The following is a 23,937-nucleotide window of genomic DNA, read 5'->3' as shown; positions in this document are numbered from 1 at the left end:
GTTAATATGAGGTTGTTATTGTTAGCAGAAAGAAGGCTTTTTTTTATGCCCATGTGGAAAAGGAATTTAATTGTTTGCTGGTTCGGTATGTTTGTAACAGGTGTGGGAATGAGTCAGATTGCGCCAGTCTTGCCACTTTACATTAAGCATCTTGGCGTAGATAATGCTGATTCCATTGCTCAGCTTTCTGGCCTTGCGTTTGGGATTACCTTTATTGTTTCAGCTATTTTCTCACCCATTTGGGGGCAGGCGGCAGATAGGTTCGGGCGTAAACCAATGCTTTTACGTGCGAGTCTTGGGATGGCGATCGTTATAAGCTGTATGGGTTTTGCGCCTAATGTGTATGTATTAATTGCTCTTCGATTACTTCAGGGCACAATTACAGGGTATAGTACGGCTTGTACTACATTAATCGCTACTCAGACGGATAAGGAACATGCAGGTTATGCTTTAGGAACACTTTCAACGGCTAGTATTGCAGGTGCTTTGCTAGGTCCTACGATTGGCGGTTTTATTGCAGAGAACATGGGTTTACAAAGTTCATTTTTTGTTACGGGTGGACTGATGCTCGTTGCCTTCATTACAACTGCTTTATTTGTGAAGGAGTCTTTTCATCGTGAAGATAAAAAAACGCTTAGTATCAAAGAAGTCTGGAGCAGTGTTCCAGAGAAGAGTCTAACGCTCACTTTGTTCGTAACCTTCTTTATTCTAACGGTTGCTTTATACTCTGTAGAGCCGATTATTACGGTATATGTGAGTCAGCTATCCAAGAGTGCTAACCATGTGGCTCTGCTTGCAGGGATGACCTTCTCCGCTTCAGGGCTGGCTAACATCATAGCTGCTCCAAAACTTGGTAAGCTGTCTGATCGAATAGGTGCTCAAAAGGTCATTCTAGTAGCGCTTATAGCCGCTGGGCTTCTGTTCATTCCACAAGCGTTTGTGCAGAATCCTTGGCAGTTAATGGGTCTTCGTTTTCTACTAGGTTTAGCAGCAGGTGGTTTAGTGCCTTCTGTTAATATCCTTGTTAAGAAAATTACGCCGGATGCTCTTACAGGCAGAGTATTTGGACTTAACATGTCGGCAGGTTATCTAGGCACATTTGCGGGCTCGGTATTAGGTGGGCAAGTGGCAGCCTGGTTTGAGATCCGGGATGTATTCTTTATTACGAGTGCGTTGTTGTTGATAAATGCAGGTTGGGTATATTTTAATGTGTATAAAAAACTTAGTATAAATAGGAGAGAAAACAATGGAAGAATTAAAGAGCCCAGAAACTGAATGTATAGATGCAAAAAAAACGGCGCTGGTCGTAATCGATTTGCAAAATGGAATTGTTAACATGCCTAATAAGGCACCGCATACAGGTGAGCAGGTGGTTCAGAAAGGCAGTAGTTTAGTTCAAGCCTTCACTGAAAAAGGGGCATTTGTTGTACTTGTTAGAGTATCATCGTTAGATGGATATGATATGTTAAGACCTCAAACAGATTTGAAGATGAGTGCAGCAGCTTTTCCGGAAGGCTGGGATACTCTTGTGCCTGAATTAGCCAGTTTCAAAAATGCACATGTGATATCTAAACGTCAGTGGGGTGCATTCTTCGGAACAGATCTTGATTTGCAGTTACGTCGCCGCGGTATAGATACGATCGTATTGTGTGGTATATCTACATCCATCGGTGTGGATACGACAGCTAGAGAAGCTTATCAGCTTGGTTACAACCAATTTTTTGTGGAAGATGCCATGACTGCCTCTACTAAAGAGGAGCATGATTATGTGTGTAAAACTATTTTTCCCCGCATAGGTAAGATTCGGTCGAGTGATGAAGTAATTTCCATGTTGAAATAGTATAAAAAACCCTCATGACAATCTCTGCGATAACAGAGTAATCATGAGGGTTTTTTTGTGGGAATTGTATCCTTACATAAAGATGAGGAGTAGGATTCCCGCCAAGAAGCAGTAATAAGAAAAATACTTCAAATTACCTTTAGCCATAATCCCCATAAACCAGCGCATAGAGAAATAGGTGACGATTAGTGTAGTAATAAACGCAATCAAGTATGGAATCGCCAGCTGCGAGCGGTTAGGATCGTGGGCAATATCAGATACGCCCATGACAAGTCCGCCCAAACTGACAGGAATATAAAGCATAAAAGAAAAGCGTAAAGCAGTTTCTTGTTTCATTCCCACAGCGATGGAAGAGATGACAGTTGCACCAGAGCGACTTATTCCGGGAATAAGAGCGACTGCTTGGGCAAGTCCGACGATAACTGCATCCTTCGCCTTTAAGTCACCATCTTGTTTACGGCCACGCAGGTTACGGATCAACCATAAAGCTACCCCTGTAACAAGCAAGGCAATGGATACGGTATGAACTGACGAGAAGATATCCTCAATCTGATCCTTAAAGAGTAGTGCAACAATTACAGCAGGCAAGGTGCCAATGATGATGTACAAAGAGAATAGAAAATCTGACTTATATTCCTCTTTGCGGGTCAAAATAAATTGAATGAATCCAGTGATCAATCTTCCAATATCTTTTCGGAAAATAAAACAAATCGCAATTAGTGAAGCCGTATTTGTTAAGATTTCAAAGGATAGCCCATTCTGTTTTAAACCTAGCAATTTCTGTGCAATGATCAAATGGCCGCTCGAGGAGACGGGGATTGGCTCAGTTGCCCCTTGAACAAACCCTAGTAACAAGTATTTAAGCCACAGTATAATATCTTCCATTTTACCTCCCAGTATTTTTGTAATCTTACTCATCATATCGCATTCTAAAAAGAAATGACAATAGAACCATCGTGCCATATTCAGTTGAAGGAGTTATACTAATTCATAAGACTATTAAATGAGGTGGAATTATTTGTAGTACATTACTCAAAATTCATCGGCAGGACATTCCGAAAGCCGCCAGTGTGCTGGCAGAAGCCTTCGCAAAGGATGATCCATTGTATCAGCATATTTTGCCAGATGAAACAACCAGGCTCCGCGTATTAAATATTTTTTTTCATCGTTATATTGAAATGCTGTATCCATATTCGGATTTATTAACGACGTCAACTAATTATGAAGCTGTCGCCTTAGTGTTTCATTCGGAGCGTCAAACGGGGACGTTGATTGCGAACCTTAACTATACGAAACAAATTGGGCTTGCGATTATTAAGTGTTTACCGATTTGCCGAATGATTGGTGTGCGAGGATTTTTTCGAGGGTTATCCATATTGCGCAGTATGAGTTCCTTATGGTTATCCATGTTTGGGGATCAGAAGTATTTGCATTTAGATATGCTTGCAGTGCAAGAACGTTACCGTGGACAAGGCTATGTATCAAAGATCATGAAGCCGCTGCTCGCCGAATGCCGTGAGAAGAACGCATTATGTACGTTAGAGACACAGACACCAAGCAATTTACCCATTTATGAGCACTATCAATTCCGCACGGTTAAGGTTATCCCCTTACCCAACAGTACACTAGAGCAGTATTGTATGGCATGTGCTCCAAGCGTTACTGAGTAGTTATTAAAACGGGGCGTCCCATTCAGCCATTTCATGGCTTTTGGGGCAGCCCTTTTTTTGCGTACTCTACAAGGGGAAGAGGGAAAACCTCCCTATAATTTAGCTGACTTTTTTTGATCATGAACTATATTTCGCAGCAGGGATGATTATTTTTATGGCTGTGCCATAACCTGGCTCGCTTTCAATGTGGATACCATAAGGTGATCCAAAGAGCAGCTGAATTCGATCATGAACATTCTGGATGCCAATCCCTGATAAATGATGTTTTTTGCTTACATTCACCTGCTCAAGAGCGTTCGGCATCCCTATACCATCGTCCATAATTTCGATGATTAAATGCTCATCCCGCTGGGAGATGAAGATTTGAATATTGCCGCTGACGTATCCAGGGAAAGCATGGAAAAACGCGTTTTCCACAAAAGGCTGGATGATCAGCTTGGGGATTAACAGCTCCGTACTGTCTTCAGAAATCTCAAAGTGGACACCGATTTGATCACCGTATCTGATCTGATTGATAAATACATAATGCTTTAAAGTCTCTATCTCCTGTTTTACAGTAATCATATCCTCAGTAGATCCTAAGGTATTCTGAAGCATGGAGATGAGACTATCGATCGTTTGATCCACCTGTTGGGTCCGATGCATGTTGGCTAAATATTTGATCGAACTCAGCGTATTATACAGGAAGTGAGGGTTGATTTGCATTTGCAGAGCATTGAGATCTGCCTTCCGGCGTTCCTGCTGTTCGTAGACAACTCTTTCGGTATACCGGTCAATTTCTCTAATCAGATGATTGTAGGCTTTGGTTAATACATTAGTCTCGTAGCTGCCATCTTCCTGCAAGGGATGCAATTTCAGACTGTCCCCTTTGGACGTTTTCATCGTATTGACTAACTGATTCAGGGGCTGAATGATTCGTTTACTAAGCCAATAGACAAACAACATGCTAATCACCAGTACAATGCTAACTACTTTGATGATTTCGTTTGAGATTGTATATAGCGGCGCAAATGCAGTTAATTGATCAACCTCCTCCATAATGTAGGCATTAAACTCCGGAAGGAAATACGAAATATAGGTTTGTTTATTTTCTGAATTTGTGACGATACCTCCTTGCTCCACAGCGTTCATGGCATTCAATAGAAGAATGGAATTATACGTGCTTATGGAATCCTTATTGCTGCTGGAGAGAATCGTACCCTCTGCTGAGATAAGCGAGATATGAATGCCTTCCGAAATGTAGGGGCTGTATTTAAGATAGATGTTAAGCTCGTCCATAACAACGGCTGTATATCCGTACATTGAACCGGAAGCACTATCTACCAAAGGTTTCGTAGCAAAAATATAGTTTTTATAGGGTACAGTTTCTTTGAAAAGATCTGAACTGCTATGATATTGAATTCGATTGGGGATAACTCCATTAATCGTCATATAATCCGATACGATTTCATCCGGTATTTTATCCCATTTCAAGTTATTGCTTGAATAATGGCGCCCTCCTTTTCCTGGCATTGCCGAAACAATGATATGGGAGTTGTCGGGACTGAGGTAATCTTTGTAGATATCAATATATCTTCCAAGACTCATGACCAGATTGGTATGCTCAAGTGAGGTCAGAGCCGGCTTGGTAATATAATTTTTAAATTCAACACTACTGTTTATCTGCAGCATCGTATTCACAACCTGGTCATTGTATCGCAGTAAATCATTCTTTACCAAATTCATATTGGCGGATGAATTCTGCACGACTTGATTTAGTAGAATCCGCTCTGAAATTTTCGAGGAGGCCATGGTAAGGATGAAGGAGATTACAAGAATCCCCATTAACATAAGGGTTAGAATTTTGATAAAGATACTATTCTTACGAAGCAAGCCGTTCACCTGTCTTTACTGGGAGATTTGAGTACGGAACTCCACAGGAGTCTTTCCAGTCATTTTTTTGAATACCTTCGAGAAATAATTATGTTCTGAGAATCCGGTTAAACGGCTGATTTCTGATACGGTTAAATTAGGGTCCAGCAGCAGTTCTTTTGCTTTATCTATTCGCACCCTGCTGATATAAGTAGTTAAATTCTCTTGCGTTCGCTGTTTGAAATAAGAGGAGAGGTAACTATAGTTAAGATGCAAGGTATTTGCCATTTCTGATAATGAGATTTCATTAGCATAATGTTTATTGACGTATTCATAAATCTGGTGCAGAATCATCGATTGTTGATCTGATTGTTTCATACTGGATTTCAGTGCATCTAGGAATTGTATCAAAATACTCTCTAATTCATTGATGCTATAGGCTAAATCAATGGTTTTAAATAACTTTAGCCTGGACGAACCAAACTCAGAAATGGGCTGCTTAATATGCTCAAGTGTACTCATTGCCGTATAGATGAGATTTTGACATAAACGTTTCAAGCTATATTCGTCATAGTCCTGTGTAGATAAGATTTTCAGGAAAAACGCTTTCAATTGTTCTCTGGCGTCATCTATAGCCAAAATCCGTAACAATGAAGTAAACTGGTTCAGGTCGAAAGATACCTTTTCGCTAGGAATGAGAATTGCATTTTCCGGAACTACTACTTGTGTTGGGAAATAGATCAGTTTGCCAAGGTATGGTGTTAATCGCAAATGGGCTTCCTTAATCTGTTCTAAACCGGAAAATGGATTGGAAAGAATAAATGAGATATACAGAAGCTTTTCTTTCACGGCCTCAGCTAATGATTGAATGGATGTCGTTATATTTTGAGCTGCAGTCTCTTCATAGTTTAAGAGAATTAGAAATTCAGTCTTAAGGAATATAAAAGAATAGGTTAAGTTGTTAGATAAATGTTGCTTCGCCAATGAAAGAAGGAGCTCCTCCATTTGGTTTTGACTCCACTCTGTTCTGGACAGAAGTAAGCTGTTGCTGGCTTTTGCCAGCATAAAGCAATTTCCTCGGAAATATTTTGTGAGCAAGTCTTTAGATTCTTCATTTGGTAACGCATCATGTTCAAAGCATTGGGCAAGGATCAACGAAATGTCCAGATTAGGACGAATATTACCGGATGTATGTAAGTTCACTGAACCACACAATGTCTGGATTAAAGTTATAAGCTCAGCAGAAGAGACTTTCGGTTTGAGTAAATAATCAGTAACGCCGTATTTAAAGACTTCCCGAACATAATCGTATTCACTGTAGCTGCTTAATACGATAATTTTAATTTCCGGATATTTCACTTTCATAATTTTTGAGAATTCTATTCCATCCATAACTGGCATCACAATATCGGTGATGACGACATGTGGACGAGTGGATTCGATATGGTCGAGCGCTTCTTGGCCATTTGAGACCTGGGAAACGATTTCAATTCCATAATTGCTCCAGTTACATAAATGCATAATCCCCGTTCGAAGGATGGCTTCATCGTCTACGATCATCACCCGATAGGTTGAAACGTTATTGTTCATAGTAGGACACCCCGTTATTTCTCTTGTTGTATTTTTCTCATCATATAACAATCTTTCATATTACGGTAGGGATCTGGTTTGAAAAGCTATATACAAATAAAAAGTGCTATCGACCATAATTTTTACTAGGAAAAAAATAACATTTATTAAATAAACAATAATTAATACTAAGAAAGAACGAATGATTATTATACTTATCATTTTGAATTCTCTAAAATTAGGTTCAAGCGTTAAAGAATGAACCGCTTACATTCAAAGTCAAAAGGGGTTGCAGAAATTGAAAAAATGGTTATCAGTATTGCTCTTAGTATCATTGACAGCAACAGTACTCGCTGCTTGCGGGTCATCAAATTCAGCGGAGAAAAATGAAAGCGGTACTACTAAGAAAAAAGTGATCGCTTGGGCCTGGGACCCTTCCTTTAATGGTGCAGCTTTAAAGATCGCTGAAGATCTTTACAAAAAAGAAAATCCTGATTTTGAGCTAGAGGTTGTTGAAATGGCCAAAACGGACTTGGAACAAAAGCTGAATACTAATCTGGCAGCAGATGTTAAAGACGGTCTTCCAGATATTATTCTGGTAAATGATCCTAATATTCAAAAATATGTAAACTCATATCCAAATACCTTCGCAGATTTTGGTGACAAGATTGATTACACTCAATTCTCTCCATACAAGGTCGATGCACTTAAGGTAGACGGTAAAATGTATGGTGTTCCTTTTGATATTGGTTCAACAGGTATGTTCTACCGCTCGGATTATCTGGAGGAAGCAGGTTTTACGGATGCAGACTTACAGAATATCACTTGGGATCGTTATATTGAAATCGGTAAAATTGTAAAAGAAAAGACGGGCAAATACATGGCGACCATTAATCCAAATGATGAAGCCTTAACCTCCATTCTTCTGCAATCGGGTGGATCGTGGTACATTACACCTGACAATAAAGGAAACTTTGTCAATAACCCTGTAATGACAGAGACCCTTCGTGTATACAAAGCGATTTCTGATTCCGGGATTGCTAAGCCTGTTACAGGCTGGAGTGAATTTGTAGGCAGCTTTAATGCTGGTGATGTAGCTACAGTAGTATCGGGAGTGTGGCAGGTATCATCTATCATGGACGCTAAAGATCAAAGTGGTAAATGGAAAGTAGCGCCAACGCCAAGATTGGGAATTGATGGTGGTGTTAATGCATCGAATGAAGGCGGTTCCAGCTGGTTCGTGCTTGATGGCTCAGCTAATAAAGATCTTGCGATTGACTTCCTGTCCAAAACAGTGGGCTCCAGCAGTGAATTCTACGAGCGATTCTTGACGGAAAATGGCGGTGTGGGTTCCTTTATTCCGGCATTCTCCAGTGAGGCTTATGGTCAAACCTCAGAGTTCTTTGGTGGTCAAGCTATCTACAGCGATTTCACGAAATGGTCTACAGAAGTTCCGGGGATTTCTCTGGGAATGTATACACAGGAAGCAAAAGATGCACTTAAAAATGAATTGCCAAACATTCTGAATGGCGCGGATTTGACGCAAAGCTTAGCTAACATCCAAAAATTGTTCGAACAACAGGTGCAATAAATATAAAGTTAGCAGGTGGGGATAGGATATGGAGAAAAAGTGGAATAAATCTACTATCGCGGGATGGCAGTTCGTATTATGGCCTTCACTGATCATAATGCTGTTTAGCTTCTATCCCATGATTCAATCATTACTGTTATCATTTCAATCAGGGAAAGGGACTGTGTACAGTTTTGTAGGGCTCAAAAACTATGTGCGTCTATTCTCTGACCCTATGTTTAGACAAGCGGTCTCGAATACTTTATTATACCTGGTTATTCAGGTGCCGATTATGTTGTTCTTGGGCTTAATCATTGCTTATTTTCTTAATATGCCTGGTTTGCGCTTTAAGGGGTTTTATCGTACGGCGATTTTTCTCCCGTGTGTAACCTCATTGGTGTCTTATGCAGTCTTGTTCAAAAGCATATTCTCTGTAGACGGTATTCTCAACCGTATGCTTATGTCCATTCATTTAGTGAGTGAGCCTGTTGGATGGCTCACTGATCCCCTTTGGGCACGTATTGTTATTATTCTAGCAATCACATGGCGTTGGACGGGTTACAACATGATTTTCTATTTATCTGCTATGCAAAATATTGATCCTAGTGTGTATGAGGCGGCTTCTATTGATGGAGCTTCTAAGACTCGGCAGTTCTTCAGTATCACTACACCAATGTTGAAACCAATTATTTTGTTTACAGCAATTATCTCAACGAATGGTACGCTGCAATTATTTGATGAGGTCGTTAATATTACCAATGGTGGGCCGGGTAACTCGACAATGACGATATCGAATTATATCTATAACCTATCGTTCGTATATACTCCTAACTTTGGTTATGCGGCTACAGTCTCCTATGCCATTGTAATCATGGTAGCTGTGTTGGCATTTCTTCAACTTAAGGTGGGAGGCGAAAAAGATTGAGCAAGTTAAATAAATCAATCATTCATTTCTTTTTAATCATAGCGTCTGTCATTTCTCTATTTCCTTTTGTATGGATGCTTATTGGGATGACGAATACTTCTTCGGATATAGTAAAAGGAAAATTCTCGTTTGGCTCAAGCCTTTCCGATAATGTAAATCATTTATTCGGCTCGACCAACCTTGGCCAGGCGTTCTGGAATTCTGCTCTGATCGCGGTCGTGGGTACCCTCCTAACATTGCTGCTTAGCTCGATCGCAGGGTATGGATTTGAGATTTATCGGACGAAAGGTAAAGATCGCCTGTTTGGTATTCTAATGCTCTCCATGATGATGCCGTTTGCAGCGATCATGATTCCACTGTTCCGGATGTTCAGTAAATTTGGAATTTTAAACACGCCTGTAGCAGTTATTCTGCCTACCATTACAACCGCGTTTATGATTTTCTTTTTTATGCAGAATACCAAATCCTTCCCGCGAGAATTGCTGCAAGCAGGTCGTGTGGATGGGCTGGGTGAATTGAGATTATTCACAAAAGTGTATATGCCAACCATGAAACCAACCTATGCGGCAGCAGCGATTATTACATTCATGAGTAATTGGAATAACTTCCTGTGGCCGTTGATTGCACTCCAAAGTCAGGATAAGAAAACACTGCCTTTGATCGTGTCATCGTTAGCCTCGTCTTATAATCCAGATTATGGCATGATTATGGTTTCCATAGTTATCACTACATTGCCGACAGTATTAATCTTCTTCTTGCTGCAGAAACAATTTGTACAGGGGATGCTCGGATCTGTGAAGTAGCAACAAAATGATATAGTAGGAACGGGGGCATTTAATTGTCTCCGTCCTTATAAGATTTTGTTTAACATTAAATAGCACAACCTTCGATGAATTGATATAATAGAAACATATATTCGCGTACTTCAGAACCCTATACGGATGTATACGGGTTTTATTTTTGTTTAGTAGCAAACTAGAACTGATGGCGAGGTTGGCAGAAAGATGAATTGGTCGGATTTTGGCGAACGAAACAAACGATTAAATCCCCTATGGAATCTGGGGGCTGGGATGAACCTTGGCGAAATCCAACCTTACAAAGAAATGGTGTCTTTAAGCATCTTGTTGCAGGTCTATTATTTGGAGCTAGAGTCCAATGAGAGAAGATCCAAGGAAGATATTATAGCGCTGGCTTGGACTGCACTGGAACGCTTTAATATTGCGAATCTCGGGACTACCGAATCCGTAGAACGTTTAGTGGACGGCCTGCTCTGGAGTGGAAATGGCGGAGATTTCGAATCCTACTATTATGATGATGCCGCTCGGCAAATGGCTGTGCAGAAATATAAGTATTTTATGGTGGACGAGGATGCGACCCGCAGTAGCTGGGAAGAGAACGGCAGAACAATCTATCGACTCTCCGAATACGCAATGGAGCTTATTTTTATGAGTCATGAGATTATTGAAGAGTTCCAGATCAGTATCAAGCTGCTTGAGATTCAAATGCATATTAAGCATGGACGTGTAACAAGGGCACTTCAGGATGTGAATGAGCTTATCTCCCGGGTCCGGAGGATGACCCATGAGCAGCAGGAATACAGGAATGCATTGCGCCGTAACCCGAAGCATATTTTCAGTGAATTTGGAGTGGCTCGGCATCAGCGACTCGAAGAAATTCATCAGCAGTTCGAGGAAGAACGCAAGCATTTTGATAATATTCATCGTTCTCTGGCCCGGCTTGCCAATGACGAGAAAGATGTGATCGACTTTAACGAGATTCGAATTCTTTCAGAACGAGTGGAGCTCTCTAGGCGAGTACACGATGAACTGGCCGAGATAGTCTTGAACATTTTTGAGGTGGAGACTAATTTAAGATTGAACTTCCCTGAATTATTCTGGGGAGCAGCCGGATTTAACTTCCGTACTCATATCTGGGAGGAATGGGTTAAAGAAGAGGGGCTGCCTAGCGGCGACAGCCTTGAACTGCTTCTTGGCGGTTTGTTTGCTCCGAATCAGGATTTTGTTTATCCGCTTCCCTGGGCTTGGGAGGAGCAAGAGGTTGGTTTTATTCCCGAATTTGTGATGGATGAACTTGATGATGAGATAGATGCGGAGACCGTTCAATATATTCCTAAGGGTATTCCTTGGACGGATGTCGTTGAACTGTGGAAGCCTGTGTTCAATGCTCTAGCCGAGTGTGGAAGCTTTACGTTTACTGAGGAAGCTTTTACCTCGGAGGAATTAACACGTTGGGCACGCACACCGGATGCTATAGATCTATGGGTGCAGTTTTTTCATTCTGAAATTACAGTACAAGAACAAGCTCCAGAGAACAGCAACGGATCCGATGAATGCCAGTTGCTAATCCGGTATGTACTAGAGGATGATCCTCAACTGGAGAGCTTGCGCGGCAAGCTGCTGCGGACGAGCATTGTTCCAGAACCATACCCAAGGGTAAGCTGGTCTGGTCTGGACATGAGTCCATATATTATTAAGATCGTGGAGAGGTGAGAGGTTACAAGCATGAGTTATACATTAGAACAGGTACAGCAAGCTTCACGGCTATTTTTTGAATTACTTCGTAAAAAAGTAATTCCTCTCGATGATCCTGCGGCGGCAGAATGCCTGCAGGACGCTGGAACATATGATGCGCTTCAATATGTTGCCAAGGAGGCAGGCTGCCGAGTGATGAATTCCGGACAACGTCTCCATCTGCTCGTCAATCCACTCGGGTCAGTGTTCGCCACCAACTTTACCCAGTTGAAGAATAAATATTCACGAATTGAGCGCAAAACTCATTTACATATCATTAATATTATCATCCTTGTTTTTCTGGCCGAGATGGACCAGGATGAGACTCATTTTAAGTCCGGACAGGACAGCATGTCCTATATACAGATATCCGATCAGGTGTCTTCACTTTTTCAAGCTTGGATACAGATGGATGATGAAGGTCAGTTTAGCCAGCAGTGGCGGTTGGATATCCAAGCGATGTCGAAGGTGTGGACTAACCTCTATATGCAAACTAAGAGTCAGGAAGAGAGCGATCTTCTGACAAGAGGCGCAGGTTCACGAATTGGGCTGATTCATGAAGGCATGAAGCTCCTGGAAGAGGAGAAGCTCGTGTTCATCTCAGAGTCAGAGAAGCGCATATTCCCGCGGGAAGAGCTCTATGAGAGAATGCGGTATTTATATCATGATGTTGACCGGTATCAGGAATTAAAGAAACTCATTGGACGAACTTTAGCTGAGAAAGACGGTGCTACTAATGCCGCGGATTGAACGCATACGGATTACAGGACTTAAATACGAGAAAATGCTCAAGAAATATGATGATATGATTCTGGACCTCTGCAACGAAGAGGGGCCGGCCAATACCCTTATAACGCTTATGAATGGCGGCGGGAAGGGCGTACTGCTGCAATCCATATTTCAGTTATTAATGCCCAAAACCCCATGGGGAAAAGACAGTGAGAACCAGGTTGAAGCATTTTTTCATAACCATAAAAAACAACTTAAACCTTATACCTTTCACGTAGCTATCGAATGGCATCTCGACAACAGTGAGCGTAATGAGTACATGACGACTGGTATTGCTATGACAGCACATAATTCGCTGGATCAGCAGGACATAAAAGTAGATTACTTACTGTATGCACTTACAGATTACGGTGAAGCGTCTGAACTTACCCTTTCTACATTGCCGCTCTTTGATGAAGAGTCTGCTGAACCTACGAGTTTTGAAACGATACAGCAATTTATAAGAGATCGGCGGGGAGAAATTGTACCTTTCGGTAGCCATAGCTCGGATTTAAAAAGATATTATGATTTCCTGGCTACTCGGGATATTCATATCGCCGAGTGGCGTAATATGCGGCGAATCAATGGGGAAGAGGGCGGTATTAAAGGTTATTTTAAAAAGAATGATGCCTTTACCAACCATAACTTATTCGAAAAGCTAATTATCCCTGAGATCGGCTCCAGTCTGAATGAGGGACCAAAAGAAGAAGACAATACGCTGCAGCGGATGTTTATTGATACGGCGACAGTAGCTCAACGCCTACCGATGCTTGAACAACGGGAACAAGTCTACACAGAGTTTCTTGGAATGGCTGCGCCATTATATGAGCTGGTGAAGCTAGGAGTTGAAGCAGAGAGCGCCGTTCAAGAAACTGAACTGCGTGGACGTCAGATCTATACGGTTATCTATGAAGAGCAGAAAAATGCAGAAGAAGAGCGAAGTAAGGTTGCTAATGAACTGGCTGGGCGTTATCAGGAAGCGAAGCAATTGCGATTTGAGACAGACAATCTCAAGTATTTGCGCAGCAAGGAAGAACTGGAGCTAAAACAGGAAGAGTTCAAAAAGTTCAGTGATGATCAGGGACGTGCACGTGGGCGGCTAGACAATTCCAAGGCTCAGGAGAAAAAGCTAGAAGTGGCTCATTTCTTGGCCAAACGTATGCTCCACACACGACAAATAGAGCAGTGGCAGAAAGAAATTCAAGCCATCGAAGGTTCCTTAGAGATGAAAGAACGTCAAGAGGTCATTCTGGCGGCTAAAGAAAAGCTTCGGAAACAGTGGGATGTGGTGATTAACCTCTGGCAACAAACGATCAGTGGGTTTGGAACCGCGGAGCGGGCTCTGACGAGTGAAGAAAAAGGTCTGCGCAAGGAGCGGGAGAGCTTTCTGCTGGAGTTAGCAGGTCTGGGTATTCAGATTAATGAATTGACGATATCTATCCGGCAATATACAGAAGAGCTTGGCACATTCGCAGCCCAGCATGGTCAAGAAGCTGCCCATACTCCGGTGGCGGCGCTGCAACGTACGATTTCTGCTGCCAAAACGATACTTCTCGATATGGAAGCGTTAGAGGAACAGCATAAAGAGGCTGAGAACCGAAAGCTGGTGCTGCATAAGAATCATGCCGAGCTCAGTGAGAAACATCGCTCTTATGAACGAGAGATTGATGGGCTTGGGGTACAGCTCGATTCTCAGACCTATAAAGAATCACAGTTATGGTCACAAATCGTTGTACTGCTGGAAATGTTTGATGAACATAATCGTTTGGGAGCTACCGGTCTTTTTGAAGAGAAGGATACGATTCAACTACGATTTATCCGCAAAATAGATGAGGTGGAGCAGCAGACTAAACGTTCAAGACGGGATTACTACAATCAGCTCATGGATGTGGAACTTCAAAATCAATCCTACTGGCTGCCGAATTCAGATATTTTGGCGGTTGAGGATACACTCGATTCGCTTAAAATTCAATCCACACCGGGCAGTTCCTATTTAAACGATCGTCCATATCTTGAACGTGAGGAAGAGCTAGAGCGTCATCCGCTTTTACCTTATAGTCTGATTGTAACCCGGCGTGAAGCTGATAAAATTAAACCAGATTTGCTGAAGGACACACTGCTAAAATCAGCGGTGCCTATCTTTATTCGTGAAGAAATGGCAGTTCTAGATCAAGTTTCTTTTAAGCTTTTAGCTAACCAAGGACCACAGATGGTACTGGAGCCAGATCGTTTCTTAAACTTTAAGAGCGGGATCCAGGCGAAGCTTAAGGAACAAGAACAGGTGCTTCAGGACGCAGAGGCTTATTTATCGAAGTTGAAATCTGTGCGTCAGGAATACGAGCGGTTATACCAAACAGAGAACACCGTGACGATTACAGTTAAACGCAATGCCCTTTTGAAACTGCAGAGTGAACTTCAGCAGCGCATTATCAGTCTGAGCAACGAGATGGATGAGAACGAGGGCACGCTTACTCGGATCGGTCGGGAAATCTCCGAGTATAAGTCACTTAGTGCAGAGCATGAGCAGAGGGCTATAGCGTTACAAGCCTGGATTGAACGTACGAAGAAGCATGAGCAGGCTCAAAAAGAGAAGAAAAATTATACAGATCGTAAGGGTCTGGTTAGCAAGGAAATGGCGAATAAAGACCAGCAGCTCGAGCATCTTGAAGCGCAAATGGTAAGCCTTGGCGGAGAGCGCGAGAAGTGGATGGGAGATGCCAAGTATGCTCTATTTCCTAGACTGCAGCATTGGTTTCCTGAGATTGTATTTCCGGCATATCACCAGCTTTCAGATGATATCGAAACCACACCAATTGATCCAGTAGAACAGAATCTTCTGTTGCAGCAGCTCAGTACCGTTGAAAGTCTGCAGCAATCGTTGACGGAGAATGAGCTTGAAATTCGAACAAGAGCCGCCCAGATCAAAGCGGCCAGCGAGAATCTAACGGAGCTTGAAGTCAGCCTGAATCAAGTTGATGTGGATTGGCGGAAGGTGGCAGAACCTGCTGAATCTACCGAATCCATTATGGCTGCAAGAAACCGTCAAAAGTCGGAAACCTCTTCGTTAGAAGAAGACTATCAGATGGTTCACGACTCTTTCATCCGTTGCCAGACCGAGTTGGACAATTTGCAGAAGGAACTGCGCAAGGTAGAAAAAGGAATCAAAGAGAAACACGAGCGTGCCGTGGAGATTTGGAATGAGCCACTCGAGCAAAAAGAGACTGACATTCAAGAGCGTTTCCAAGAGAATGAGCACATGCTTAATCAGTGTAAGCGATCTTTGGAACGAATGGATGCATTCATTCAGACGTTATCCAATCAAATCAAAATCATGAATGCACATATTGAGGAGCGGGTTAATTTACGGACTGTGCCAGAAGAATTAATGCTGAGTGTAAGAGAAAGCTGCGAGTCTCTCGTTGCTGACTGGCTTCTTCGGATTAAGGATAGCCGGGTTAGACGGGATGAGGTCTCCAGGAAAGTGAAGGAAGAGAAAAACTCATTAACCGGAAAACTTGCCAAGAATGAACGGAATTCTGAACTGGAGACCAAGATTCTGGATCGTTTAAATACGGTACATTGGGATAACTTCGCTATTGCTCAGCAAGTCCTAGATTCGATGTTACGTAGTTCGCGTGATCAGATTGAGAGCATTCAAAACGATAAGGAAGATATGGATCATTCCCGTAAGATGTGGGTAGCTCGGGCTTCTTATCGTGTAGTACAAATCATTGATATTATGAAGCGAATGGAACGACGGATGATTATTCATAATGAGAATAATTATGCCTTCCCGCTGGTACGACTGAATTATAAGAATATCAATGTACCGAGAGCAAGCGATGAAGTAGAGCCGATGGTGAGCGACTATTTCAATCGATGTATCCAGGAACTGCTTGCAAAATATCCAAAGATTGAACAAGTGCCAGCGGTGGTAATCAAAGAGGTTATTAATGATGGACGAATCGTCTATGCGGCACTTCAGAATCGCTTCCCGATTCTTCAGGTATATAAACCGGTAACGGAGAATTACTTCCTCTATGCCGCTCCGGAAGACTATCATTATTCCGACTGGGAGATTATCAATCGCGGTGCGTTGGATGAGGCTGTCGGCAGTGGTGGACAGCGTCAATCTGTACAGCTGCTGGTAGCCATGATGATCATGACGCATAAACGAGTGAATCGTGAGAACAAAGGATGGACGGTCTTTTTATATGACAATCCTTTTGGAGAAATGGTCTCTAATAACGTACTTGATCCCGTGTTTGAAATTTCTAAGGCTCTCAAATTTCAGTGGCTGATTGTTACGCCGCCGGAGCTAGTGAAGAATGACGTCAGCGTTCGCTTTGGTGTATACTGGCAGCTCTATTTCGGAGGTGTGAAAGGGGACATGCTAGAATCCACTCTAGTCAAGGGAGGAAGAAAGCTCATTCCTGTTTCGCTTTTTTGATCAGCAGCGTTTACCAGCGTCCATAATGAAAGGGGCGTACCGAAGTGGCATTAAGCTACTCCGGTACGCCCTTTTTTCGCGTTTAAGATGAATTAGGGAAATTGTCCCTAAAATTAGCCAATTACCAGCTCAATGTGTGACTTTTTAGGGAAATCCTCCCTAATAAATTCGTGAATACCCGCCTTACGAAGGAATTACCCTGATAATTAGGGGTATTTTCCCTAATTGTCGCTTGAAGCACGATAAATCTCACATAATTAGGGAGGTTTTCCCTAATTAGTTTTAGATCCACTCCATATATTAGATTCTTATTTTAATTCTAGGAGATGAATGATCATTTAGGTTTGCGTTCAGAAATATAAGAGCCAGTTAGCGTCAAAAAGGTTCCCAGCAAGGTGGCCCAGGTAATCTTTTCATTCAGGATAAGGGCAGAGGCTGCCACAGTAACTACAGGCACAATATAAATGTATACACTCGTTTTTACGGCGCCTAAGATACCTACAGCTCGATTCCAAGTAACAAAACATAAAGCTGAGGCTCCCAATCCTAAGAAGAGGATATTGGTCATATTTTGGGTGTCTTTGAATCTGCTAAGATCCAGATGAAAGTCAAAGATAAACAAAGCCGGCAGCATAAAAAGGATTCCATAAAAAAATACTTTGCGGGTAGCTCCAATTGTATGAACCTGTAAGCCGCTAATCTTGCGCATTAATACAGAGTAAATGGCCCAAACCATAGGGGCTATGAAAGCCAACAGGTCTCCGATCGGGTTCAGTTTTAGAAGAAAACTCCCATTCAGCCCGATTAAAATAATTCCTGACAGCGCAATTACAAAGCCAATTATAAACTGACGATGGAATTTCTCCTCCTCTAAAAAGAAGTGAGCTATAACTGCCGTGAAGAAAGGAGCGATCGAGACAATCACGCCTACATTGGAAGCGAGGGTGTAGACTAGGGCAATATTCTCTAGAAGAAAATATAACGTAATTCCACATAAGCCTGCTGAAACAAAGAGCAGCTCTTCCTTAAACGACTTCGTTCGCACTGGACGTGAATAGATCAGTAACAATACAAAGTAACCCAATAGAAAGCGGAAGAACAGAATTTCAACAGGAGTAAAGTCAGTTAACAGTATTTTGGAAGAGATAAAGGTTGTTCCCCAGATTAAAATAGTAATTAGAGCCAGTAAATGTCCCGTATTAGTTTTACGTTGATCCATCATATCGTGCGATCCGTTGTTTGCCTCTGATTCGGCTGCTGACTAAAAATACGCATATATTGTTTAGGGGTTAAGCCGATCAATTTTTTGAAGAAATTTGTGAAATGGCTCTGATCACTAAACCCGGTTAGCGAGGCCACTTCTATAGGAAGTATTCCTTCTTCTAATAGTCGTTTAGCTTGGTTAATCCGAATGGTCTCCAAGTATCGATAAGGTGATATCCCTTTTTGTTTCGTAAATAAACGCAGCAAATGATATTTGCTTAAGCTTGTCAATTCACTTAATTGATTAAGGGTAATATTCTGCGCATAGTGTGTCTCTATGTATTCGCAAATCGTTTTGATTTCAGAGGTATGGTCCTGTGAAGAATAGAAGGGTTCCGCATCGGAATATTCTCTCAGAAGCTGCTCTAGGAGAAACAGAAACAATTCCTCTTTTTGAAAATCAGTTTGATCCTCTACTATCATTTGATGTAGATCATGTAATGAGCCCGTCAGTTCACTTTGGTAAAGAGCATTAGGTGTAAACCGAGGCAAGTAGTCTATGCCGGTTATTTCAAGCACATACTTACGCATAATCTCTGGCTGAATATTGAAGGCGCGATAGTCAAAGGAACTCCCGTCCAACGGTTCACAAGAGTGGGTATCCTGCGGATTAAAGAGGATCACGTCTCCGCTGTTAAGGATATGCTCTTCATTGTTACAAATCATAAGTCTCTTGCCTTGTTCAATAAAACCTATAACGTAATAGTCATGGAAATGGTTGGGGAATTTCTGCATGATCCCTTCAAAGCGATACGCCTCAAAATTCAAGTCGCTATCGAAGACGATGGTTCGAACTTCACGAGTCACTGCTGCACCTTCTTTTCCAGTTATGTAACCCCATTATAATGTTTAAATTAGGAGCATTCTTGCACGATGTTGCGATTGTGGTTCATCAAATGCTAGATCGCAGCTTCCTCAGGCTCTAATATCATTGGAAGGGTTACTGTAAAAGTGGTACCTTGCTCAGGAATACTTTCTACTGTTATAGCTCCGCCATGATTATGTACAATATTTTGTGTGATCATAAACCCAAGGCCAGTTCCTGATTCTTTTGTCGTATAAAATGGTTTGCCAAGTGCTTTGATCTGTTCCTCTGACATCCCGCAACCTTCATCCTGTACACTAATTCGGGATTCACTTTCAGTTGTATGCACATGAATATATATGTTTCCTCCATTATTCATTGCTTCCATCGCATTTTTAAGTAAATTAATAAACACCTGCTTAAGCTGATAAGCCTCTCCATGAATCCAAATGGGTTGATCTGCACAGACAGGGAGAATCTTAAGGTTTCTTAGTGCAGCTTGACCATTCATTAATGTAGTAACTTGCTCGAGCAAAGATAATAAATCGACAGGTTTACTGATATGCGTCGTTTGTGGTTTGGATAAGACGAGCAGTTCGTTGACGATAAACTCGATGCGTTTCAATTCGGACTCTATAATGAAAAAATATTTATCATTCATGCGCTCGGAAGAGCGAAGCAGCTTCATAAAGCCGTTAATGGCTGTAAGCGGATTTCTGATTTCATGAGCAATTCCAGCTGCTAATTGCCCTGCGGTGGATAATTTCTCGGATTGGATTAGCCGTTCTTCTTCCAGCATTTGCTGTGAGATATCTTTGAAAATTCCAATAAATGCTTTGCTTCCATTGAAGATTATCGGTAGCGTGAACCCATCCACATATTTCTGCTGACCATTTAAGCAATTAATTAAGTAGCAAACGGAGCCTGACGTATTACCGCTGTGATATCTTTCCCTTCGTTCTTGAAGAATTTGATAATTGGAAAGGTCTACAATACTAGTAGTAGATGAACCTAATACTTGATCAAGGCTTTCCGCATGGATTAATTGCAAACCCGCTGAATTCGCATACTGAACAATCCCGTTTATTGTAATCACCACGGTCAGAGGTAATTCCTCTAGCAGCTGTAAGAAAGAATCATCTTTCTCCAACAGATTAGTTTCTACTTCCTGCAGCTGCGTTTCTATCTGCTTGATGATCGTCTTATTTTCGAATTGAATGAAATAATATTGGGGGGCACCATTGGTATCTGAAATGATAGAGATGGAGATCTCTAGGCATAATAGTTGTCCAGTTGGTTTGTAGTAATCCTGTTGGTAACGATGCGGATGGATGTTAAACGAGGAAAAAGACTCTTCAAGCTCAGCAATTTCACGGATCTGACTTAGAAGCGTACGAACAGATGAAGAGGATGTTAGTAACTCGCTATGATCATATCCCAAAAGGGCACTTAAGGCGGAATTCCATTTCAAGAGCGTTCCATCAAACGAAACAAGCGCCATTCCAATTACAGCATGTGTAAAAGCAAAATCAAAACTGTGCAATTCATAAGGCCGCACTGCTATTCACCTCTCATATTCTTTCCACCATATGTAATAGTCTTAGTATAAAACATATATTCTATTAAAATATATAAATTTTTATGTAAACAAGAACCATTCGAAGCTATGTGTTGTTGTGAAAATAAGGGTGCAAGAGTCAAGCGGTTTCAGGTAATATTAGAGAATACGTGCATTTATAGAAAGTGGAGGGGTTGTACTGTGCAATCAATCGTTGGTGAAATCCGAGAAATTAACCGCTATCCAGTCAAGTCATTCGCAGGTGAACGATTGGAAACCTGTATGATAGAACCATATGGAATGCTTGGGGATCGTTTCTGTGCCTTTTATGATGAGTCAAAAGAGGGATGGTGGCGTTATTTTACGGCTAGAAATAATCCTAAAATGCTTACCTATCAAGCCCAATTTATCAATGGAGAAATTCATGTAAGAGCTTCGGATGGTCGAACCTTTGGGTGGGACGAGCGTTTGTTGGAAGAAATTCAAAGCCAAACTAAAACACAAATCTCCATGTCTACTATAAAAGCTTCGCATCCACAACCGGAGCATCCGCAACTGTTATCAGTGGATGGCGCTAGTATCTTACTCATTACGGATGCCAGCTTAAAGAAGCTTGAGGCATCATGGGGTAATTCCTTAGATCAGCGACGTTTTCGTGGGAACTTTGTTATCGCTTTAAATGATGAATCGCTTTTTGAAGGGGATTGGATCGGTCGGCAGCTCTCCATTGGAGAAGTGCAGCTACAGGTAGATAGTTTTTGTGAGAGATGTATGGTTATCACGATGGACCCGGATAGTCTGGAAAGAGACCCTAAACTATTGAAAAAACTGAACCAGGAGTTTGAACTCCACTTCGGAGTATATGCTTCTGTAGTTAAGACAGGGGAAATCAGAATCGGAGACAAAGTAGAATTAATGGATTAGCGTATGATATAAACTTACTTTACATTCTCATATGGATAAATTACCCTTGAAAGGAATGGAAAATTCATAGAGGGAGGGAATGTATGAAGAAGAAAATAATATCCCTGTTGATGGTATCTCTGCTTTTAGTGGTGTATATTCCTACGAATGCTTTTGCAGCGGATAGTGGAAAAACGCAAACGTACGTGAACACTCAGAAGGTGGCGGCTGAGAAGGCAGCATTCTTAACGGAAAAGATAGGAACGACGAGTCTCCAATATGCTCTGATGGATGGGGATACAATCGTTGTGAGCGGCCAAGCAGGATACAGCCATGTGGAGAGCAAGACGGCACCAAGCGTTACAACGATGTATGGAATTGGCTCGACGAGTAAGGTGTATACGGCAGCTTCTATTATGAAGCTCGTAGAACAAGGGAAAGTTGATTTAGAGGCTCCCATTGTAACTTATTTGAATAATTTTACGATGGAAGATTCACGTTATAAGCAAATCACCGTACGTATGCTGTTGAATCACTCATCAGGTCTTGGGGGTTCGAACTTATCAAATTCTTTCTTATTTAATGATTCTGATTCTATCGCCAAAGATAATTTGCTAGCGACTTTGTCAACACAACGCCTAAAGGCAGATCCAGGAGCGTACTCTGTATATTGTAATGATGGATTTACGCTGGCGGAGTTGATTGTTGAGAAAGTCAGTGGCATGGACTTCACTACATTCATTCATCAAAATTTTACAGGTCCTTTAGGGCTTCAGCATACGAAAACGCCAGTAGATTCTGTGGATTCCAGCCAGCTGGCAAGTGTATACAATGCTACCTACCCAGCCGCTTTACCCAAAGAGACCATTAACGTAATTGGAACAGGGGGCATCTATTCCACGGCTGAAGATTTGGTGCGCTTTGCAACTATTTTCACTGGAGGATCGAAAGGGATTCTGTCAGAGAAATCAGTAAAAGCGATGGAGCAAGAGGAATATAAACGTGGAATGTGGCCAAAAGGAATCGATAATTCGTTCGCATATGGATTGGGCTGGGACAGTGTGAATTTATATCCATTCAATCAATACGAGATCAAAGCTCTGACTAAGGGCGGGGATACAAGTCTGTATCATACTTCACTTGTCGTGTTGCCAGAACAGCGGATGGCAGCAGCTGTGGTATCTTCTGGAGGATCGAGCACAACCGATCAGATGCTTGCTAACGAAATTTTGCTCAGTGCTCTACAAGAAAAGGGAGTTATCAAGGAACTGAAAGCTACGCCTACATTTAAAGCCACGAACAAAGAGAAGATGCCAGAGGATTTGTTAAGTTATGCAGGTGTTTATGCTGATTCTACGCAGCTAATGAAGATAGAAATTAGTAAAGCTGGGGAATTGAGTATCTCTTCGATCATGGCACCTACAATGCCAGCTCAGAAATTTTCGTATCATACGAACGGTGAATTCTTAGATGCAGTGGGTACGAGTAAAGTTAGCTTTGTGAAGGAGAACAATGGTCGTATCTATCTTTGGAGTCAAGGGTACGGAGTTATTCCAGGGCTTGGTGAGACTGCCAGTACTCAATATGCAGCAGAAAAGCTAGAGGCGAATTCTTTATCCAATGAGGTTTTGTCAGCATGGCAGCAGCGTCAAGGAAAAATGTATTTTGATGTCAGCGAGAAGTATAGCTCACAATTTTACATGAGTATGCCAGTAGCTGGAATTGCTATGTTCCCTGATGCACCGGGCTATATGGGCTCGAATAAAATAACTGGCCCGAATAAAGCTGAAATGACTGTGCAAATTCCAACTTTAGGTGGGCGCGATCTTGCGGATCTTGTTTTTGAAAATAAAGAGGGTGTGGAGTACCTTAAGGTTGGAAACCAATATTTTATATCACAGGATGCCATTAAACCTATCTATGCCGGCCCGCAATCATTGGTAACCATCCAAGCAGATGGATATGCGAGATGGTATGAAATACCTGAGACAGCATCAGGAAAGTTGATGACAGTAGAGCTACCAGCTAAAGGTTCCTTTGCTGTTTATGATGAGAATGGTAGGTGTGTAAATTTCTCTACGATCAGCGGTCTTACGCAAGTTAAACTTCCGAGTAACGGGAAAATTGTATTTGTAAGCGATGTGGGTGCGAAGTTTGAATTGACAATCAAGTAGTAATAATCAATTTAATTTTTTTATAAAAAAAGAATCCTGTTATCCAGATTATTTTATCTT

Annotated in this window: 17 protein-coding genes; 11 read left to right on the top strand and 6 right to left on the bottom strand. The window is 41.7% G+C overall.

Annotated features, from left to right (window positions below):
• Positions 1–45 precede the first annotated feature (45 nt).
• Positions 46–1,275 carry a multidrug efflux MFS transporter gene (locus ACDZ28_RS28235; protein WP_375103372.1) on the top strand — a complete coding sequence of 410 codons (1,230 nt, stop codon included), beginning with the start codon at positions 46–48 and terminating at the stop codon, positions 1,273–1,275.
• Entirely contained in the window at positions 1,247–1,840 is a 594-nt protein-coding gene (locus ACDZ28_RS28230) for a hydrolase (RefSeq protein WP_375103371.1), read from the top strand. The genes ACDZ28_RS28235 and ACDZ28_RS28230 overlap by 29 nt, the downstream gene beginning before the upstream one ends.
• Positions 1,841–1,912: 72 nt before the next feature.
• Here ACDZ28_RS28230 and ACDZ28_RS28225 read toward each other — a convergent pair whose 3' ends face one another.
• The gene (locus tag ACDZ28_RS28225) at positions 1,913–2,725 is read right to left on the bottom strand and encodes an undecaprenyl-diphosphate phosphatase (RefSeq protein WP_076121153.1); all 813 of its coding nucleotides are present in this window, start codon (positions 2,723–2,725) and stop codon (positions 1,913–1,915) included.
• Positions 2,726–2,910: 185 nt separating this feature from the next.
• On the opposite strand from ACDZ28_RS28225, the gene ACDZ28_RS28220 reads away from it, so the two are divergent.
• The gene (locus tag ACDZ28_RS28220; protein ID WP_375103370.1) at positions 2,911–3,510 is read left to right on the top strand and encodes a GNAT family N-acetyltransferase; all 600 of its coding nucleotides are present in this window, start codon (positions 2,911–2,913) and stop codon (positions 3,508–3,510) included.
• A gap of 117 nt (positions 3,511–3,627) precedes the next feature.
• Here ACDZ28_RS28220 and ACDZ28_RS28215 read toward each other — a convergent pair whose 3' ends face one another.
• Complete coding sequence (locus ACDZ28_RS28215; protein ID WP_375103369.1) at positions 3,628–5,301, bottom strand: sensor histidine kinase; 1,674 nt, start codon at positions 5,299–5,301, stop codon at positions 3,628–3,630.
• Between the two features lie 96 nt (positions 5,302–5,397).
• Positions 5,398–6,951, bottom strand: a complete 1,554-nt coding sequence (locus ACDZ28_RS28210; RefSeq protein ID WP_375103368.1) for a response regulator — start codon at positions 6,949–6,951, stop codon at positions 5,398–5,400.
• A 277-nt stretch (positions 6,952–7,228) separates the two neighbouring features.
• Here ACDZ28_RS28210 and ACDZ28_RS28205 point away from each other — a divergent pair, with 277 nt between their 5' ends.
• The 6 genes from ACDZ28_RS28205 to ACDZ28_RS28180 all read left to right on the top strand — a co-directional run bounded on the left by ACDZ28_RS28205 (position 7,229) and on the right by ACDZ28_RS28180 (position 17,174).
• Positions 7,229–8,521, top strand: coding sequence for an ABC transporter substrate-binding protein (locus ACDZ28_RS28205; protein WP_076121150.1), 1,293 nt, complete (start codon positions 7,229–7,231; stop codon positions 8,519–8,521).
• Between the two features lie 28 nt (positions 8,522–8,549).
• Complete coding sequence (locus ACDZ28_RS28200) at positions 8,550–9,425, top strand: carbohydrate ABC transporter permease (protein ID WP_076121149.1); 876 nt, start codon at positions 8,550–8,552, stop codon at positions 9,423–9,425.
• Positions 9,422–10,228 carry a carbohydrate ABC transporter permease gene (locus ACDZ28_RS28195; RefSeq protein WP_076121148.1) on the top strand — a complete coding sequence of 269 codons (807 nt, stop codon included), beginning with the start codon at positions 9,422–9,424 and terminating at the stop codon, positions 10,226–10,228. Before ACDZ28_RS28200 ends, ACDZ28_RS28195 begins: the two co-directional genes overlap by 4 nt.
• A gap of 201 nt (positions 10,229–10,429) precedes the next feature.
• The gene (locus ACDZ28_RS28190; RefSeq protein ID WP_375103367.1) at positions 10,430–11,935 is read left to right on the top strand and encodes a hypothetical protein; all 1,506 of its coding nucleotides are present in this window, start codon (positions 10,430–10,432) and stop codon (positions 11,933–11,935) included.
• A gap of 12 nt (positions 11,936–11,947) precedes the next feature.
• Positions 11,948–12,706, top strand: coding sequence for a DUF6063 family protein (locus ACDZ28_RS28185; RefSeq protein WP_042129190.1), 759 nt, complete (start codon positions 11,948–11,950; stop codon positions 12,704–12,706).
• Positions 12,693–17,174, top strand: a complete 4,482-nt coding sequence (locus ACDZ28_RS28180) for a hypothetical protein (RefSeq protein WP_375103366.1) — start codon at positions 12,693–12,695, stop codon at positions 17,172–17,174. Before ACDZ28_RS28185 ends, ACDZ28_RS28180 begins: the two co-directional genes overlap by 14 nt.
• Positions 17,175–17,508: 334 nt before the next feature.
• On the opposite strand, the gene ACDZ28_RS28175 is transcribed toward ACDZ28_RS28180, so the two are convergent.
• From ACDZ28_RS28175 to ACDZ28_RS28165, 3 genes are all read right to left on the bottom strand, one after another.
• Positions 17,509–18,393, bottom strand: a complete 885-nt coding sequence (locus ACDZ28_RS28175; RefSeq protein WP_341115930.1) for a DMT family transporter — start codon at positions 18,391–18,393, stop codon at positions 17,509–17,511.
• Positions 18,393–19,244: an AraC family transcriptional regulator gene (locus tag ACDZ28_RS28170; protein WP_375103365.1), complete on the bottom strand. Its 852-nt coding sequence runs from the start codon at positions 19,242–19,244 to the stop codon at positions 18,393–18,395. Before ACDZ28_RS28170 ends, ACDZ28_RS28175 begins: the two co-directional genes overlap by 1 nt.
• Before the next feature lie 92 nt (positions 19,245–19,336).
• On the bottom strand, positions 19,337–20,800 hold the full coding sequence (locus ACDZ28_RS28165; protein ID WP_375103364.1) for an ATP-binding protein: 1,464 nt from the start codon (positions 20,798–20,800) through the stop codon (positions 19,337–19,339).
• A 201-nt stretch (positions 20,801–21,001) separates the two neighbouring features.
• Between ACDZ28_RS28165 and ACDZ28_RS28160 the strand changes: the two genes are divergently transcribed.
• Both ACDZ28_RS28160 and ACDZ28_RS28155 read left to right on the top strand, forming a co-directional pair.
• A complete protein-coding gene (locus tag ACDZ28_RS28160) occupies positions 21,002–21,724 on the top strand; it encodes an MOSC domain-containing protein (RefSeq protein WP_341113825.1) in 723 nt (240 codons plus the stop codon).
• Between the two features lie 83 nt (positions 21,725–21,807).
• Positions 21,808–23,877: a serine hydrolase domain-containing protein gene (locus ACDZ28_RS28155; protein WP_375103363.1), complete on the top strand. Its 2,070-nt coding sequence runs from the start codon at positions 21,808–21,810 to the stop codon at positions 23,875–23,877.
• The last annotated feature ends 60 nt before the right edge of the window (positions 23,878–23,937 follow it).

It is taken from the genome of Paenibacillus sp. RS8 (assembly GCF_041956825.1).
Taxonomy (GTDB): domain Bacteria; phylum Bacillota; class Bacilli; order Paenibacillales; family Paenibacillaceae; genus Paenibacillus_AQ.
The sequence above is the reverse complement of the archived record's forward strand: the minus strand, read 5'-3'. Positions and strand labels throughout refer to the sequence as shown.